Genomic DNA, 15,561 nt, shown 5'->3' with positions numbered 1-15,561 from the left:
CCGCTCGTCCGAGCAAGGCGTACCGCCTCGTCCTCAAATTCCTTCGTAAACCGTCGCTGCTGCTTCATGTGGGTCCTCTTGCATCATCGGGACCTCTCCACTTTCCCGAAGCAAGTCCAATCAACGGCCTCTACAAGGCCGAGGTGATCCACCGGCGTGGCCCATGGCGCTCGCTCGAGGCCGTGGAATTCGCCACCCTTGAGTGGGTCGACTGGTTCAACCATCGGCGGCTGCTGGAGCCCATTGGCAATATCCCGCCAGCCGAGGCGGAGGCACTCTATTACGCGGCCCAGGAAAACCTGCTCCTGGCGGCGTGACTCAAACCAATCAGCCTCCGGCGAACCCGGCGCGGTTCAGTCGGATCCATCCGCATCCGCCCCCAGTCGAGTCGGTTGCTGACGGTCGCCCCCAGGCCGTCTCGACGGGCGTCGCGGAAGAACTCACCCACTGTGCGCTGCTGGTAATTGTAGTAGCTGGGAAGGCTCTTCATGTGGGCGAGAAGCTGCTCGGGTGGCTCGAAGCTCCAGTCTGACAGCATGACCACATGGTCGCCGGTGTAGCGGAACGGCTCCGGCCCGGCAGGGTCGATGATCAGCGGCGCGTAGAGGCCGAGCAGCTCCTGCCCACCGGAGTGGCTGTGGCACCAGTAAGTGCCGCTCTGTCGCACCGGGAAGCGGTAGACGAAGGTCTCACTAGGCCGGATGCCGGCAAAGCGGACGCCCGGGACGCCGTCCACGCCCGGCGGCAGGATGAGCCCATGCCAATGGATCGAGCTTGTCTCCTCGAGACGGTTAGTGACGCGCAGGACGGCGTCCTCGCCCTCACGCAGCCGGATCACCGGACCGGGCACCATGCGATTCATCGCGACGGCGCTGCCGACGCGGCCATCAACCGGCAAGGCCACATTCTCGATGACGAGGTCGATGGGGTTTCCGGCAACCGAGGCGCCCCCCGGAGCACCAGCGGCCGGGTTCTCGGCGCGGCCAGGGGCGCAACCAGCCAGCCCCGTCAGCAACCCCGTCACTCCGGCGGCGCGCAGCAGGTCACGTCGATGCAAGCCAGGAGCCGCGGCCGCAGGGATGGACGGTGCTACCAGCATGGATCGTTTCCTTCGGTGCTTGAAATGTCTTTAACCGGGACAGCGCCGTCCGTTGCCTCCGCCGCCGTTGAACTGAAGCATGAAGAATTATTGCGGACCATCAGTCTCTCACCGAATTGCTTCCAGAAGTGGCGTAGTATAAGGGCTTGTTGCAGCTCACTGTCGTTGTTCATGATGATTTCCTGCGTCATTGAGCGTAGGGGGTATGCATGTCTGGACGGCAGTCGGGAGCGGATCCGGACTTCGTGGGGATAAGGACTTCGGTAGCGTCCGCGGAGGTGGTGGAAATTCCGGCGCTGGCCGGGGTGTAGGGCTTGGGTGGCCATCGGACCTGGCGGCTAGGGTGGAGTTGCGAAGCTCCCACTCCTAACCAGCCGATGACCGACGACAGAATGCCACTTGCCGACCTGCTGGCGAAAGCAGGAGACGCAGACTTCCTTCGCGGCGTTGCCGAGGCGGTGCTGCGGCCACCTCAAGCCCAACAGCAATTTCCACCGCGTTGACGGACGTGACCCTTGGATACACCGTGACATACGCCGTAGGGCACACGCTGCTGACCATCGCGGGGATAATCATTGTTCTCCTGCTCGCCTGAAGGAACACAAAGATGCAAAGGCAAATTGCGATACTTACCGCTGCGGCTCTGGCGGCAGTTATGCCGTTTGCGGCGCTCGCAACCAGCGTTGGGGAGTTTCGAGCGCCTGTCGTCCTCGCAATGATGGACATGATGCCGATGGGCGGTGGTGGCGCGATGCCTGGTATGCCGGCCACGCCCGGCGCTCAGCCGGCACCCCCCGCTGGTGGCATGGGCGATGACAGGATGCGCATGGGTGGCGCGATGCCTGGTACGCCGGCCACGCCCGGCGCTCAGCCGGCACCCGCCGCCGGTGGCATGAGCGATGACATGATGCGCATGGGCGGCGGCATGCCTGCCCAGGGGCAGACCCAGGCGCCAACGGGTCAAATGCCACAGCCGCAGGCCGCAGGCATGTGCCCGATGTGCGCAATGATGCAGAACATGATGCGCATGGGCGCGGCGCAGCCGGGGATGACCCCGCCGATGTCAGGTGGGCCGGCAGCGGGCGCGGGGATGGCGCCGGGTTCAGCAGCGTCGCCGGTAGCGGACTCCGTTCCCCGCCTGGAAGGGCGGATCGCCTACCTGCGAAGCGCACTCCGCATCACTGAGCCGCAGGCGGCTGGTTGGGACGCCTTCGCTGCCGCGCTCCGCACCGGGCGCGGCCACCTGGACGCCGCCCGCAACGCGCTTGAGGGCGCAAACGCGGCAGCAGACCCGATGGCCCGCCTGGAATCTTATGAAGGGCACTTGGTGGCGCGTTTGGAGGCGATCCGCACGACTCGGCTCGCCTTCAACGCGCTCTATGACCAGCTCGATGAGGCGCAGAAGCGCGCGGCGACCACCACCATGCTGCCCTTTATCGGAGCCTTCTAAAGGCGTGTGGCGAAGCAGCCTGAGCCGCTGGAGCATCGCCGCGACGCTGCTGGGTGCGGCGATGCTTGGGACTGCGGTGGCGCAGACCGGTCCTGTCGACCACGGCGCACATCATCCCGAAGCTCCCGCGCCAGCCGTGGAGATGAGGCCGCCGGCCGCCCCTGGCAGTGACACCATGCCAGCGCCGTCAACGTCCGGCGCCACGCCAGCGACACAGCCCGGCGGAGGGTGCGGCGGCATGATGGGCTGCATGGGCGGCGGTCCGCGGCCGTTCTATGCCGCACTCCTGGACATGCCCGCGCTCACTCCGGAGGCGCGACGTTTCATCGAGGCCGAGGCAGAGCGACGCATCGGCTGGGGCTCCCAGGCGATCGCGGCCGGCCATGCACAGCTGAGCTTGGCCTTGGCGTCGAACGACCCTGCGGCCGTTCAGCAGGCAGCGAACGAGGTTCGCTCGGGTGTGCTGCGGCTTGAGAGCGGCACGGCGGCCCTGCAGGCGATCGCGGCCGGAACGCCGCCACGCCAGTTTGCCCAAGCCTGGTTCAGGGAACAACTGTCGATCTCCTCCCCGGAGGCGGCGCCAATGGTTATGGAGGGCGGTCCATGGGGACTGTCCTGGTACCACCTGACGACGATGGCGTTCCTGGTCGCGTTCCTGCTGGGCGCCTTGATGATCCAGTATGCCCGGATGCGGCGGATCGGCGGGTTGGTAGAGCGCCTCACGCCGGGCGGTGCCCCTGGCGCCGCCGCCGCTCCGAAGCGTGATGATGCGACATCGCCGGGTACCCTCGCGCCGGACAAGGGCGTGGCGGAGCAGCCTGCGGCGCCCGCGGCCAGGCCCGTAGCTGCCACACCCGATGCCCCGGCCAGTGCAAAGAAGCCCTGGTCGGGAAAGCTCCGTGTTGCGGCGATCTTCCGCGAAACCGATACGGTCAAGACGTTTCGGCTCATGAACCCGGAGGGCGGCGACATCCCGTTTACCTTCCTGGCCGGCCAGTTCATCACCCTCGCGGCGGAAATCGACGGTAAGCCGGTGCGACGTTCCTACACGATCGCGTCCTCGGCCTGCCAACGCAGCTATGTCGAGATCGCAATCAAGCGCGAAGATCACGGAGCGGAATCCAGGCACCTGCATGACCAGGTCGCGGTCGGTGACCAGTTGCAAGTCTCGGGCCCCTCGGGCGCATTCACCTTCACGGGGGAGGAGGCCGACAGCATCGTCCTGATCTCCGGCGGGATCGGCATCACGCCGATGATGTGCGTGGTGCGCTGCCTGAACGATAAATCCTATTCCGGCGACATCTTCTTTCTGCACGGGGCGCGCAGGGTGGACGATTTCGTGTTCCACGAGGAACTCGGCTACCTGCAAAAGCGGCATCCCAACTTGCATGTCGTGGCCACGATGGGGAAGGTCTCGGCGACGCCGTGGGATGGCGCTCAGGGACCGGTTTCCAAGGAGTTCATTGCCCAGGCGGTACCCGACATCGCCCATCGGCGGGTCCATATCTGTGGCCCTCCGGCGATGATGGAGGCGGTCAAGACGTCGCTTCTCGAACTCGGCGTCGCGCAAAACAAGATCAAGACGGAGGCTTTTGGTGCGGCCCAAGGACGGGTGCCGTCAGGCCCCGAACCCACCGCCGCGGCACCTCCTGGACCGGTGCCCGGCGACGCGCCGGTGGCCCCGGCTCCGGCCGCACTACCTAGCGCCGCGGCGCAGGTCGAATTCACGACATCCGGCAAGACGGCGCCGCTGGCGCCTGATCAGACCGTGCTGGAAGCAGCCGAGGCGATCGGGGTTGAGATCGACTACGCCTGCCGCGTGGGCACCTGCGGCACCTGCGTGGTGCCGCTGAAGTCGGGCGAGGTGACCATGGCGGTCGAGGACGGTCTGCCGACGGACGAGAAGGCGAAAGGCATCATCCTGGCCTGCCAGGCGAAATCGATCGGCAACCTTGTGGTCGAGGCCTGAGCGTGGGTGGGCGAGAACGCCTTGCGCTTGGCATGCTGCTGATGGCGGTGGCACTGTTCCTGCCGGGTTTCCTGCTGCACACTGCACCGCGCTTTCCAGGCAGCCTCATCGGCAGTTTGCTCGGCATCATCGCTGCCTTGCTGTTCGTGCTGCTGCTGGCCTTTTCGCTGGCAAAGCGGATACCCTGGCTGAAGCGGCGCGCGTCGCTCTCCGCGATGCTGACCTTCCACGTCTATGCAGGCGCTATCGGCGCGGTGTTCGGGATCCTCCACACCGGCCACACGTATCAAAGTCCGCTCGGGATCACCCTGATCGTGGCGATGCTGGTCGTCGTCCTGAGCGGCTTCGTTGGCCGGCACTATCTGGCGCGTATTGGCAACGACATCCGCGCGCAGCGCGTGGAGCTGGGCACGCTGCGCACTCGCTACGACGCGATCGCCGGGGGTATCGCCTCGATGCTGAAGGGGGGGAGCATCCGCACGGCTGCTGCGGGGCCGCTCGACGTCCCCGTTCCGACCCTCGTTGCCGGCATCGCCGACCTTGAGGATTCGATCGGCGGGCGGGAGGCGCTGAAGCGGACGCTGTCGCGCTGGGTCGTGGCGCATATTGTCGCAGCACTCGTTCTCTACCCTTTGCTTGCGCTGCATATCTGGAGCGGCATTTACTACGGGTTACGGTGGCTGCCATGAAGGCAACCACCGTCGTATATGCCGTGCTGGGGCTGGTCGGCCTCGGCGCAACCATCTCGGTGCCGGTGTGGCTTACGCGCTCCGGCTCGGATGCCATTCCCTTCTGGACCGCGGCCGTAAATCCAGGCCCGCTCTCGGCCGCGCACGACTTCATCGGCGCGCAATGCGAGACTTGCCACACGCCGGTGCTCGGGGTTGAGGCCAGGGCCTGCCTTACCTGCCACGCCACCGCGGCACCGGTGCTGCTGACCAAGCCCACCACCGCGTTCCACGCCAACATCGGCACCTGCGCTGGCTGCCACGTCGAGCACCAGGGCCGCGATCGCCGGCCGATCAACATGGATCATTCGGTACTGGTCATGGCGGCTCGGCGCCGCGCGATCGAAGCCCGGCGGTCGCCATGAGGCCTATCGCGATCCTGACCGCAGTGCTGGGGATGGCTGGCCTTGCAGCGGCCGGCGCCCTGGCGTTGTGGGTGTACCCGTCCAGTCCGGCATCCACCGACTCCGACTTGCGCGGTGCCATGGCGAACGTCGGCATGTTGCTCGACCGTAGCCAGCAGGACCTGTCCAGCAACCCGCTGGCCCGTCGCTCACTTCCAGCGTCTGCAGCCGCGAGGCTCGACTGCATCGATTGCCACGTCAACAACGACCCGCACCGGACGTTGTTCGGCCGCGACTGCCAGGGATGCCACACGGTTGATGTCTGGACCGTCGCCAACTTTAGACACCCGTCGCCACGTTCGGAGAACTGCGTGGAGTGTCACCAGGCCCCGCCCAGCCACTACATGATGCACTTTCGGATGATGAGCCAGCCAATGGCGGGCCAGCCGAATGCTCAGGTCGAGCAATGCTTCCTCTGCCATCAGACCGACGCCTGGAACAATATCCGCGGCGTCGGCTGGCGCAAGATGCACTGATCCAGACGCGCTTGCACCCCGGCGTTGTTCTGGTCGCCGACGGATGTTGAGCGTGAGGCCTTGCGTGCCGCAAGTACATGGCAAGGGAGAGGTCCGAGATGGATGATCACTTCAGCAGGCCAGAGAACGTGCCGGGGAGCACCCGGGGCAGCGCAGGCCACGGGACGTCTCCGGCGCACCTCCGCGCCGCCATGGTTCCGGCCAAGCGGTGAGCGGGCCGAGGCCGCCGCATGCTGCTCGCGGCGCTTCCCGCCCTCGTGGTCGCGGCGGTGCCGCGCCATGCTACGGCGCTGGACCCGGAGGGCGCCTTCCGCCAGGCGGGCGGCCTCGCTATCTACCTCGCCGTGGTGCCGGCCGCCGTAATCCGTGGGCATCCACCAGAACACACCGGCCGCGGACTCCACGGCGGCGCGCCGGAGGGTCGTTACATCCATCACCTCCTGGTCGCGCTGTTTGGCGCAAGGACTGGCGCGCGGGTCACCGGTGCCGGTGTGACGGCGGTCGTGCATGGTCTGCGCCACATGCCCGAGGCCCGGATCGCACTCGAGCCAATGACGGTCGGGGGAGCAGAGGCCTACGGCGGCTCCGCCACGCTGCCCGCGCGCGACTACTACCGCATCGAGATCGAGGTGCTGCGGCCCGGTAGCGCCGCGGTGAAGGCGGTCTTCCCGCACCGGCACTTCCAGCCGTGAAGCGGGACTGTGGCGGCATCTTGGTAAGCTTCAGCCGAACCGTAACCGTCGTCTGGGCCCCACGGCGATCGCGGCTTGACGGTGCGGCGAAGGCCAGTTCAGCGCGGGGTTTGGTGGTGGCGCCAGTAGTCGCGGATGCCGCAGACGGCTTCGGGGATGTGGTGGTAGGCGCGGCCCACGTGGTCGCGGACTTCCTGCGGCCGTCCGGCAATCAGCTTCTCCACCTCCTCGGCTTCCGAGCAGGCGATGATCGGCAGCATGAGGCCGACGTGGTCATTGCGCTCGAACATGGGGCGCCAGGCGACGGGCCAGCGCTTGACGGCGAACATGAAGTCCGCGGCCCAGGGCTGGGCGAGGACGGTGCCGTCGTCGGTGCGCATGTAGATGGGGCGCCAGCGCCGGCCTTGGTCGATGTGAAGGGCGCGGTGGACGGCGTTGCGGTGATCCAGCACGGCCTGGACGGCGGCGAGGCCCATCGGCGTGGTCGGCAGGCTTGGCCCGAAGATCACGCGGAGCCAGGCCTCGAGGTCGTCGAGGGCCAGCGCCGGGAGGCGGGCGCGGCGGGGGCTCATGCCGCGGCGGCGGTGCCGGGCTGGCGCCAGTTCCAGGGCAGCAGGTTGGCAAGCTGGGTCGAGCGGACCTCGCCGCTGACCATCCGCTCCAGCACATCCGTCAGCCAGGCCTGCGGGTTGATGCCGTTCAGGATGGCGGTGCGGATCAGCGTGGTGGCGATGGCCCAGCTCTCGCCGCCACCCTCGCTGCCCGCGAAGAGCGCAGCCTTCCTGGTCACGGCCACCGGGCGGATTTCCCGCTCCACGATGTTGGTATCGAGCTCGAGCCGGCCATCGGTCAGGAAGCGCTCCAGCCCCGCCCAGTGGCGCAGGCCGTAGCGGATGGCCTTGGCGAGCGCGCTGTCGCTGCTGACGCGGTTCAGCTGGGCCCGAAGCCAGGTCTGCATGGCGGCGACGAGCGGCGCGGTGCTGGCCTGGCGGATGGCGACGCGTTGCTGCGGTGACTGGCCGCGGATTTCGCGCTCGATGGCGTAGATCTCGCCGATCCGCAGCAGGGTCTCGGCCGCGATCGGCGAGGCGGTGCCGGCATGGATCTCGAAGAAGCGTCGGCGCAGATGGGCCCAGCAGAAGGCGAGCACGACCGAGCCCTCTCACGCTCCGGGCCGTGCACGGCCTGCCAATGGCGAACCCGGCGTTCCAGCGTGCGGCGGATGTTGGGCGACAACTCCGGGTGGCGCCGGATCATCTCCTCGAACACCGCCACGGGGCGCAGGCCGGGCGTGGCCTGGAGCAACGGCACGATCTCCGTCTCCCAGACCGAGAGCAACGGGTCGGGGCGGCGTCGGCCGCGCGGCGGTTTGCGTTGAGAGGGCAGTCGGGGATCGGCCTCCAGCCGGGCGCCGGTGCTGGCGCCGATGCCAGCCCGTGCCGCGGCAAGCTGCCGGGTCTGGGTCCTGCGGTGATGCATGAAGAGTCTCGCTTGCTGGTCGGTGATGTGCGTGCCGGGCACAAGCCTCACGCAACCGCCGACAGGCCCTGCTCGGACCCGCCGCGCCGGGGGCTGACCTACGGCCGGGCTACGCCCAGCCTCCGGCCCGCCCCCGGCCACCACCATCCTGATTGACGCTAAAAACCATCCTGATTGTCGCGGAACACCCGCCCAGGGATCGAGCAACACCCCACCCCCGCAGGGGTGGCCGACTTCAGATCGGAATGGCCGACTTCATCCCGGAATCACCGGCCGACTTCAAATCGGAATCAGTGGCCGATATGCTCCGGAATCCGCAGCGTCGCTCCGCCTCGGGCATGTGCCCCTGGAGGGAGGCCTCGACACAGGCCCGGAGGTGGTCGCGCAGCATGTCGGGTTGCACGCGGCGCAGCGCGGCGATGACGGCGTTGATCTGGTGGGCCACGTCGACGCAGTAGCGCCCGTCCTCGATCATCTGCTGCAGGCCCCGGACCTGCCCTTCGATGCGGCGCAGGCGGGGAAGCTGGCGCGTGTGGCCGACCGTGACGCCCCCGTGCCTTTCTTCCGAGCCTGCCATCGCGACGCCTATTGCTGCCGGGCGGAGAACGCGTGGGACGCCCATCGGGTCGGAAACCATACCCTGGGCAGGTATGTTAGTCCCGCGGACGCCGCCGTGGCGTTCCGGCGGACGCGGTTGGCCGCCGGGCCGGACCCGGAGCCCGTCGTTCCCTTTTCGAGCATCTAGGAGGCGGCGCATGCACGCGCAACAGATGATCGGCTCGCACCCCCACGTCCAGGGCAGCACCAACGACGCGCTCATCCGCTGCCTGGAGGAGTGCTACGCCTGTGCGCAGACCTGCACCTCCTGCGCCGACGCCTGCCTCGGCGAGCAGACGGTCCAGCAGCTCACCCAGTGCATCCGCCTGGACCTCGACTGTGCGGACGTGTGCGCCGCCACGGGCTCGGTTGCGACGCGGCGGACCGGCTCAAACGAGGAGGTGATCCGCCAGATGCTGATGGCTTGCGAGACCGCCTGTCGCCTTTGCGGCGAGGAGTGCGAGCGCCACGCGAGCCACCACGAGCACTGCCGCATCTGCGCCGAGTCCTGCCGCCGCTGCGAGCGGGCCTGCGCCGAGGCGCTCCGCAGCATGTCCGCCTGAGCCCTGGCCGGCGCCATGAATGGCCCAGGCGGGTCCAGCCGCGGAATACACCCGACCTGGGCCGCCGCCTCGCGAGGAACCTCGGATGCCTCGATCGGCGGATCTGCTGGCGATGCTGCGGGCCGCGGCGTCGCCCGATTCGCCATTCGGCGTGAGGGCCCGTGCAGTGGCGCCGCACGCCGGGAAGGCCAGCGAGCAAGGACGCGATGCGGGTCGGTGAGGCCGGCGTGGTCTGCCTGGTGCCCGTAAATGATCGTCCAACCCGGTCGGGAACCACGGAAACCTGTCGGATTTTGAGACGCGCGGAGGTCGGTGGCTTGCTGGGTGCCGAGCACCCACGCCGTTATCGGCCGTGGCTGCACACGCTGCCGCCTCGTTCTCCGTGTCCAGCACACGCCGTCTTGGCCGCCAACCCGGCCGCGCGGCCGATCCACGAAGGAGATCAGTGATCCATGTCGCACAAGCCCAGCCATGCCCCGGGACAGCCGAAGCCGACGCCCGCGGACCTGGCCGACCAGCACATCGCCGAGGGCGGCCTGAGCTTCGACTTCCGGGCCGGCGAGCGCGAGTACCGCGTCGCCGTCGGCGGCGAGCAGCCCGACGCCATCGGCGGCACCGACGCCTTCGACTACTCCTGGGGGCTCGGCGGCGATGACGAGCTCGGCGGCGGGCCGGAGGACGACATCCTCTACGGCGACGAGGACAGTGATCTGCTGTCGGGCAACGACGGGCAGGATCGCCTGGACGGCGGCAGGGGCGGCGATACGCTCTACGGCGGCGCCGATGCCGACAACCTGCTCGGCCGCGAGGGCGACGACTACCTCGACGAGGGTGCCGGCCACAGCAACGTCGAGGGCGGCGAGGGCAATGACACGCTGGTCGGCGGCCAGGGTCCTGACGCCTTCGTGGTGAGCCCGACGAGCGGCGACGACGTCATCAGGGACTTCACCGCCGGCCCCGGCATGTTCGACCACATCGCGCTGATGGACCTGCGGTGGGAGGATCTCACCATCGAAGACACGTCCGCGGGCGTGAAGGTCAGCTGGGACGGCGGCTCCGTGCTGCTCGAGGACGTGGACAAGGCGGACCTCGCGCAGGACGACTTCATGTTCGCCGACAGCCCGGACCTGCCCCCGGGTACCCGCGACCCCGCAGGGCCGACCGAGGAGCGGCCGACGCCGAGCGTGCCGGGGCCGGAGATCGTGGGCGAGGCGCCGGGCGGGGAATTCGGCGACGAGGTCCGGCCGCAACTCAACTCGGGCCGGCTCGCCTTCGACTTCGACAAGTACGCCGTCGCGGTCGGCAACAACGGGCGTGACGCCCTCCAGGGCAGCGAGGCGTGGGACCACCTGTTCGGCCGCGGCGGCAAGGACGAGCTCCGCGGCGAAGGCGGCGACGACATCCTGCAGGGCGATGATGGCGAGGATCTCCTCGACGGCGGTGCCGGGATGGACCGCCTGGACGGCGGCGACGACGACGACCGGCTCATCGGCGGCGACCAGGCCGACGAGCTGATGGGCGGCGATGGCGACGACGAGCTCGACGAGGGCGCCGGCCACGGCATGCTGGAGGGCGGCCGCGGCAACGACCTGCTCACCGGCGGCACCGGCGCGGACGCCTTCATCGTCGCCCCGGACAGCGGCTTCGGCACGGTGACGGACTTTGAGGCCACGGGCCTCGCGCAAGGCGCCTTCGATCATATCGCCTTCCGCGACATCATGCCCGAGGACGTGAGCGTCACGGACACGGGCGAGGGCGCCCTCGTCGCCTGGGACGTGGACCACGACGGCGGGGCGGACGGCTCGATCCTGCTGGCCGGCGTCGCGAAGGCCGACCTGCGGCAGAGCGACTTCATGTTCGTCGAGGAGCCGGGCTTCGTCGAGGGCATCAACGATTTCGGGTCCTGGTACATCTTCCCGGAATCCACGAGCCCGATCGCCTGAGGCCCGCGCGTGCGCGCCTGGCGCGCACCGCGCGGCGGGTCGCATCCGGTCGGCGCCGCGCCTGCGGCGTGGCGGGCCACGGCCGCCCGGGCATGCCGGACCGGGCGGCCCCGTCACCACGGACTTGCCATTCCCATCGCGGGAAGCCCGACGTCTGGGGGCGTCACCCGTTGCGAGAGGAAAGAGCGATGCAGCGATTCAAGGTTCCCGACATGAACTGCGGCCATTGCGTGCGGACCATCACCGAGGCGATCCGCGGACTGGATCCGAAGGCGGAGGTCGAGGTCAGCCTCGACCGGCGCGAGGTGGCCGTGGCCACCGACGCGGATCCCGCCCGCATCTCCGGGGCGCTGCGCGAGGCCGGTTACGAGAGCGAGCGCATGGCGGCGGCCTGAGCCGCGCCGGCGTGCTCGAGCGTGTCCGCTTCGAGGCCGGCAGGCATGAAACCACCGGCGTCCTGGGCCTCAATGTCGCGGGCGATGCGTCCCGCCGTGTGCAGCTCGCCGTGGTCGCGGCGGCTGAGGGCGCGATGGCGGCCTTCGATCAAGACGGAGCTGCTGGAGGAGGATCTTCGATGAGCGCCACCGATCGAGGAGGGGCGGAGCCCGCATGGCGCCGGATCGTCGGTGGCATCGGCAGGCGTCCCGGGGAGAATTCTCGCATGCCAGGTTCTTCGCCCCAGGACGGGCCCGTCCTCATCACCGGCGCCAGCGGCTTCATCGGGTCGGCGCTGATCGGAAGGCTCGCCGACTCGGGCATCCCCCTGGTGGGCCTCGACCGGGCCGGGCCGCCCGACCCGCCCGCACCGGCCCACGCCGTCGACTTCGACCTGGGCTCGGATGAGGGCGTGAAAGCGGCGCTCGAGGAGGTGCGCCGCCGGTTCGGCAACCGCATTGCGTCGGTCGTGCATCTCGCCGCCTACTACGACGTCTCGGGCGAGCCCAACCCGCTCTACGACAGGATCACCGTCGAGGGCACGCGCCGGCTCATCGACGCCCTCCAGGCCTTCGAGGTCGAGCAGTTCATCTACGCGAGCACGATGCTCGTCCACAGGCCGACGGACCGGCCGGACGAGACGATCAACGAGGCCTCTCCGATCGAGCCATCCTGGGCCTACCCGGAGTCGAAGGTACGCACCGAGGCGCTGCTGCGGGAGCGGCACGGCCAGGTGCCCGTCGTGTTCCTGCGGATCGCCGGCGTCTACGACGACCTCGGCCACTCGCCGTTCATCGCCGAGCAGGTGGCGCGTGTCTACGAGCACCGGCTGGCCGCCCATCTCTACCCCGGGATGCTCTGCGCCGGTCAGTCCTTCCTCCATCTCGACGATCTGACCGACGCCATCGCCCGCCTCATCGAGCGCCGCCGCGAGCTCCCCACCGAGCTGCCGCTTCTCGTCGGCGAGCCGGAGGCGCTCGGCTACGCGGAGGTGCAGAACATCATCGGCGAGACACTGCACGGAGAGGACTGGACCACCGTCCGGGTGCCTAAGACCTTGGCCCTGGCGGGCGTGTGGCTCCAGGACAAGGTGCTGGGCGACGACGAGTTCGTGAAGCCCTGGATGGTCGAGCAGTCGAACGACCACTACGTCCTGGACATCTCCCGGGCGCGCAGCCTTCTCGGCTGGGAGCCCAAGCATTCCCTGCGCGAGACACTGCCGAGGATGGTCGATGCGCTGAAGCGCGACCCGGGCGGCTGGTACAAAGCGAACAAGCTCAACCCTGCGCTCGTCGCCTGGTACGGCCAGCGACCATCTGCGGCACCGCCGGGCGCAACCAAGGCCGAGGGCTCGCCCGCTGCGGCCCGGGGCGGCCCCATGGATCACGCCGCCATGGGCCACGCCGGGAAGGGCAAGGCGGATGCCGGGCACGGCGCGATGGCGGGCATGCACGGCCACGATGACCACATGGCGGCGATGGAGGCGGACGCGCGGCGGACCCGCTGGGCGCACTTCGCCAACATCGGCCTGGGCCTCTGGCTCGCCGCCAGCCCGCTCGTCTACGACGCGGTGACGGGGGAGACTGTCGGCGCCGCGGTGCGCGCGGTCACGCAGGAGCGCGGTTTGCCTTCGGTCGAGTGGCGGGCCGGCGCGCTCATGGCCAGCGACATCGCAAGCGGCCTGCTGATCGCCCTGTTCGGCGCCCTGTCGCTGCCGAAGCGCACGGCCTGGTTCGCGCAGTGGGCCAACGCCGGCATCGGGATCTGGCTCCTGTTCGCGCCGCTCCTCCTCTGGAGCCCGAGTGCCGCCCAGTACAACAACAATCTGCTCGTCGGTGCGCTGGTGATCGCCTTCGCCGTGCTCGTGCCGATGATGCCGGGCATGAGCATGGCGGGCATGATGGACCCCAAGGTCATCCCGTCGGGCTGGACCTACTGCCCCTCGACCGGGGCGCAGCGGCTGCCGATCGCGGCGATGGGCCTCGTCGGCCTCCTCATCTCCAGGATGCTCACGGCCTACCAGCTCGGGCATGTGGACTTCGTCTGGGAGCCCTTCTTCGCGGGCGATCCGGCCGACCCCAGGAACGGGACGGCGGAGATCATCACCTCCTCCGTCTCGAAGGCCTGGCCGATCCCGGACGCCGGGCTCGGGGCCGTGAGCTACATGCTCGAGATCCTGATGGCGGTGATGGGCACCCGCGACCGCTGGCGCACGATGCCCTGGATGGTGACCTTCTTCGGCATCCTGGTGATCCCGCTCGGGGTGGTCAGCATCTACTTCATCATCATCCAGCCGATCGTGATCGGGACCTGGAGCACGCCGGCGCTGATCGCGGCGTTCGCGATGCTGGTCATGATCCCCTTCGCGCTGGACGAGGTGATCGCCATGGGTCAGTTCCTCTACTGGGCGCATTGCCGGGGCAAGCCGCTGCTCCGCACCTTCTTCAAGGGCGACGCGGTCGACGGCGGACAGGAGGACACCTCGGACGCCCTGGCCAGCTGGTCCGCCTTCTGGGCGGACACGACGCGCGGCATCACGTTGCCCTGGACGCTTGCCGTCTCCATCGCGATCGGCGCGTTCCTCATGCTCACCCGGCTGGTCTTCGGCACGTCGGGGCCGATGGCGAACAGCGACCACGTGGTCGGCGCGCTCGCCATCACGGTGGCGATCATCGCCACGGCGGAGGTCGCGCGGCCGCTGCGCTTCCTCAACGCCCTGTTCGGCGCCTGGCTCGTCATGGCCCCCTGGATCCTGAGCGGCGCCAGCCCGACGGCGGCCTGGGCGAGCGTCGCCATAGGGCTCGCGCTCGTCGCCTTGAGCCTGCCGCGAGGGAAACGCACCAGCGAGCACTACGCGGGCTGGGACCGCTACGTGGTCTAGGGCCGGAGGGAGAAGCGGAGATGACCGAGGCGCACCGGCCCTTGCGGGGGCAGAAGGCCATCGTCACCGGCGGGAGTTCCGGCATCGGCGCGGGCGTCGCGCGCGCCTTCGCCCGGGCCGGCGCCGCGGTGGGGATCAACTACCGCTCCGGCCGCGAGGCGGCGGAGGCGCTCGTCGAGGAGATCGCCCGCGAGGGAGGCGAGGCGATCGCGCTCGGCGCAGACGTCTCGGACGAGGGGCAGGTGCAGGCGATGTTCCGCGCCGCCCTCGACGCCTTCGGCCGGCTGGACATCCTCGTCGCGAACTCCGGTATCCAGCAGGACGCGCCCATCGCGGAGATGACGGCCGCGCAGTGGCGCCGCGTGATCGACGTGAACCTCACGGGCCAGTTCCTCTGCGCGCGGGAGGCGGTGCGGGCCTTCCTGGCGCAGGGCGTGACGCCCGATGGCCCCTCGCGCGCGGCGGGCAAGATCGTCTGCATGAGCTCGGTGCACGACGTCATCCCCTGGGCGGGCCACGCGAACTACGCGGCCTCCAAGGGCGGCGTTGCGCTGCTCGTGAAGACCCTGGCGCAGGAGCTGGCGGAGAAGCGCATCCGCGTGAACGCGATCTCCCCCGGCGCGATCCGTACACCCATCAACCGCGAGGCCTGGGCGACGCCCGAGGCCGAGGCGAGGCTGCTGGCGCTCATCCCCTACGGCCGCGTCGGCGAACCCGAGGACGTGGCGGAGGCCGCCGTCTGGCTGGCCTCCGACGCCTCGGACTACGTGGTCGGCACGACCCTCTACGTGGACGGCGGCATGACGCTCTATCCCGCCTTCCGCGACAACGGCTGACCGGGAGGG

The 15,561-nt window shown here is 69.1% G+C and carries 16 protein-coding genes and 2 pseudogenes; 12 read left to right on the top strand and 6 right to left on the bottom strand.

Going from position 1 to position 15,561, the window contains the following annotated elements; all coding sequences use genetic code 11:
• Nucleotides 1-317: pseudogene (locus tag LHA35_RS24730) on the top strand (hypothetical protein); the annotation flags it as partial.
• On the opposite strand, the gene LHA35_RS24725 reads toward LHA35_RS24730, so the two are convergent.
• On the bottom strand, nucleotides 281-1,099 hold the full coding sequence (locus LHA35_RS24725; RefSeq protein WP_226613529.1) for a multicopper oxidase domain-containing protein: 819 nt from the start codon (nucleotides 1,097-1,099) through the stop codon (nucleotides 281-283). The pseudogene LHA35_RS24730 and the gene LHA35_RS24725 overlap by 37 nt on opposite strands.
• Before the next feature lie 892 nt (nucleotides 1,100-1,991).
• On the opposite strand from LHA35_RS24725, the gene LHA35_RS24720 reads away from it, so the two are divergent.
• From LHA35_RS24720 to LHA35_RS24695, 6 genes are all read left to right on the top strand, one after another.
• Nucleotides 1,992-2,549, top strand: a complete 558-nt coding sequence (locus LHA35_RS24720; protein ID WP_226613528.1) for a Spy/CpxP family protein refolding chaperone — start codon at nucleotides 1,992-1,994, stop codon at nucleotides 2,547-2,549.
• Between the two features lie 250 nt (nucleotides 2,550-2,799).
• Nucleotides 2,800-4,518 carry an FAD-binding oxidoreductase gene (locus LHA35_RS24715; protein ID WP_226613527.1) on the top strand — a complete coding sequence of 573 codons (1,719 nt, stop codon included), beginning with the start codon at nucleotides 2,800-2,802 and terminating at the stop codon, nucleotides 4,516-4,518.
• A 32-nt stretch (nucleotides 4,519-4,550) separates the two neighbouring features.
• Entirely contained in the window at nucleotides 4,551-5,207 is a 657-nt protein-coding gene (locus tag LHA35_RS24710) for a hypothetical protein (protein ID WP_226613526.1), read from the top strand.
• Complete coding sequence (locus LHA35_RS24705; RefSeq protein WP_226613525.1) at nucleotides 5,204-5,611, top strand: cytochrome c3 family protein; 408 nt, start codon at nucleotides 5,204-5,206, stop codon at nucleotides 5,609-5,611. The genes LHA35_RS24710 and LHA35_RS24705 overlap by 4 nt, the downstream gene beginning before the upstream one ends.
• Nucleotides 5,608-6,126 carry a hypothetical protein gene (locus tag LHA35_RS24700; RefSeq protein ID WP_226613524.1) on the top strand — a complete coding sequence of 173 codons (519 nt, stop codon included), beginning with the start codon at nucleotides 5,608-5,610 and terminating at the stop codon, nucleotides 6,124-6,126. The genes LHA35_RS24705 and LHA35_RS24700 overlap by 4 nt, the downstream gene beginning before the upstream one ends.
• Before the next feature lie 230 nt (nucleotides 6,127-6,356).
• Nucleotides 6,357-6,818: a hypothetical protein gene (locus LHA35_RS24695; RefSeq protein WP_226613523.1), complete on the top strand. Its 462-nt coding sequence runs from the start codon at nucleotides 6,357-6,359 to the stop codon at nucleotides 6,816-6,818.
• 98 nt (nucleotides 6,819-6,916) lie between these two features.
• Here the strand turns inward: LHA35_RS24695 and LHA35_RS24690 are convergent, their stop codons facing one another.
• The 4 genes and pseudogenes from LHA35_RS24690 to LHA35_RS24675 all read right to left on the bottom strand — a co-directional run bounded on the left by LHA35_RS24690 (nucleotide 6,917) and on the right by LHA35_RS24675 (nucleotide 8,874).
• Nucleotides 6,917-7,390, bottom strand: a complete 474-nt coding sequence (locus tag LHA35_RS24690) for a UPF0149 family protein (protein WP_226613522.1) — start codon at nucleotides 7,388-7,390, stop codon at nucleotides 6,917-6,919.
• Nucleotides 7,387-7,968 carry an IS66 family transposase gene (tnpC, locus tag LHA35_RS24685; RefSeq protein WP_226613521.1) on the bottom strand — a complete coding sequence of 194 codons (582 nt, stop codon included), beginning with the start codon at nucleotides 7,966-7,968 and terminating at the stop codon, nucleotides 7,387-7,389. The genes LHA35_RS24690 and tnpC overlap by 4 nt, the downstream gene beginning before the upstream one ends.
• A gap of 11 nt (nucleotides 7,969-7,979) precedes the next feature.
• Nucleotides 7,980-8,339, bottom strand: a pseudogene (locus tag LHA35_RS24680) (IS21 family transposase); the annotation flags it as partial.
• 193 nt (nucleotides 8,340-8,532) lie between these two features.
• Nucleotides 8,533-8,874 (bottom strand): metal-sensitive transcriptional regulator, encoded by a 342-nt coding sequence (locus LHA35_RS24675; RefSeq protein WP_226613519.1) that lies wholly within the window; start codon nucleotides 8,872-8,874, stop codon nucleotides 8,533-8,535.
• 178 nt (nucleotides 8,875-9,052) lie between these two features.
• On the opposite strand from LHA35_RS24675, the gene LHA35_RS24670 reads away from it, so the two are divergent.
• The 3 genes from LHA35_RS24670 (at nucleotide 9,053) to LHA35_RS24660 (ending at nucleotide 11,795) form a co-directional block, all read left to right on the top strand.
• Nucleotides 9,053-9,457 carry a four-helix bundle copper-binding protein gene (locus tag LHA35_RS24670; protein ID WP_226613517.1) on the top strand — a complete coding sequence of 135 codons (405 nt, stop codon included), beginning with the start codon at nucleotides 9,053-9,055 and terminating at the stop codon, nucleotides 9,455-9,457.
• Nucleotides 9,458-9,909: 452 nt separating this feature from the next.
• Nucleotides 9,910-11,400: a calcium-binding protein gene (locus LHA35_RS24665; protein ID WP_226613516.1), complete on the top strand. Its 1,491-nt coding sequence runs from the start codon at nucleotides 9,910-9,912 to the stop codon at nucleotides 11,398-11,400.
• 188 nt (nucleotides 11,401-11,588) lie between these two features.
• On the top strand, nucleotides 11,589-11,795 hold the full coding sequence (locus tag LHA35_RS24660) for a heavy-metal-associated domain-containing protein (RefSeq protein WP_226613514.1): 207 nt from the start codon (nucleotides 11,589-11,591) through the stop codon (nucleotides 11,793-11,795).
• On the opposite strand, the gene LHA35_RS24655 is transcribed toward LHA35_RS24660, so the two are convergent.
• Nucleotides 11,765-11,947, bottom strand: a complete 183-nt coding sequence (locus LHA35_RS24655; protein WP_226613513.1) for a hypothetical protein — start codon at nucleotides 11,945-11,947, stop codon at nucleotides 11,765-11,767. The genes LHA35_RS24660 and LHA35_RS24655 overlap by 31 nt on opposite strands.
• Before the next feature lie 27 nt (nucleotides 11,948-11,974).
• Here LHA35_RS24655 and LHA35_RS24650 point away from each other — a divergent pair, with 27 nt between their 5' ends.
• Together LHA35_RS24650 and LHA35_RS24645 are read left to right on the top strand one after the other, a co-directional pair.
• A complete protein-coding gene (locus LHA35_RS24650; RefSeq protein ID WP_226613511.1) occupies nucleotides 11,975-14,716 on the top strand; it encodes an NAD-dependent epimerase/dehydratase family protein in 2,742 nt (913 codons plus the stop codon).
• Nucleotides 14,717-14,736: 20 nt separating this feature from the next.
• On the top strand, nucleotides 14,737-15,552 hold the full coding sequence (locus LHA35_RS24645; protein ID WP_226613509.1) for an SDR family oxidoreductase: 816 nt from the start codon (nucleotides 14,737-14,739) through the stop codon (nucleotides 15,550-15,552).
• Nucleotides 15,553-15,561 lie beyond the last annotated feature (9 nt).

This window comes from Roseicella aerolata (assembly GCF_020523605.1).
Lineage (GTDB): Bacteria > Pseudomonadota > Alphaproteobacteria > Acetobacterales > Acetobacteraceae > Paracraurococcus > Paracraurococcus aerolatus.
Note: the sequence above shows the minus strand (reverse complement) of the source record. Positions and strands in the feature narration are given on the sequence as shown.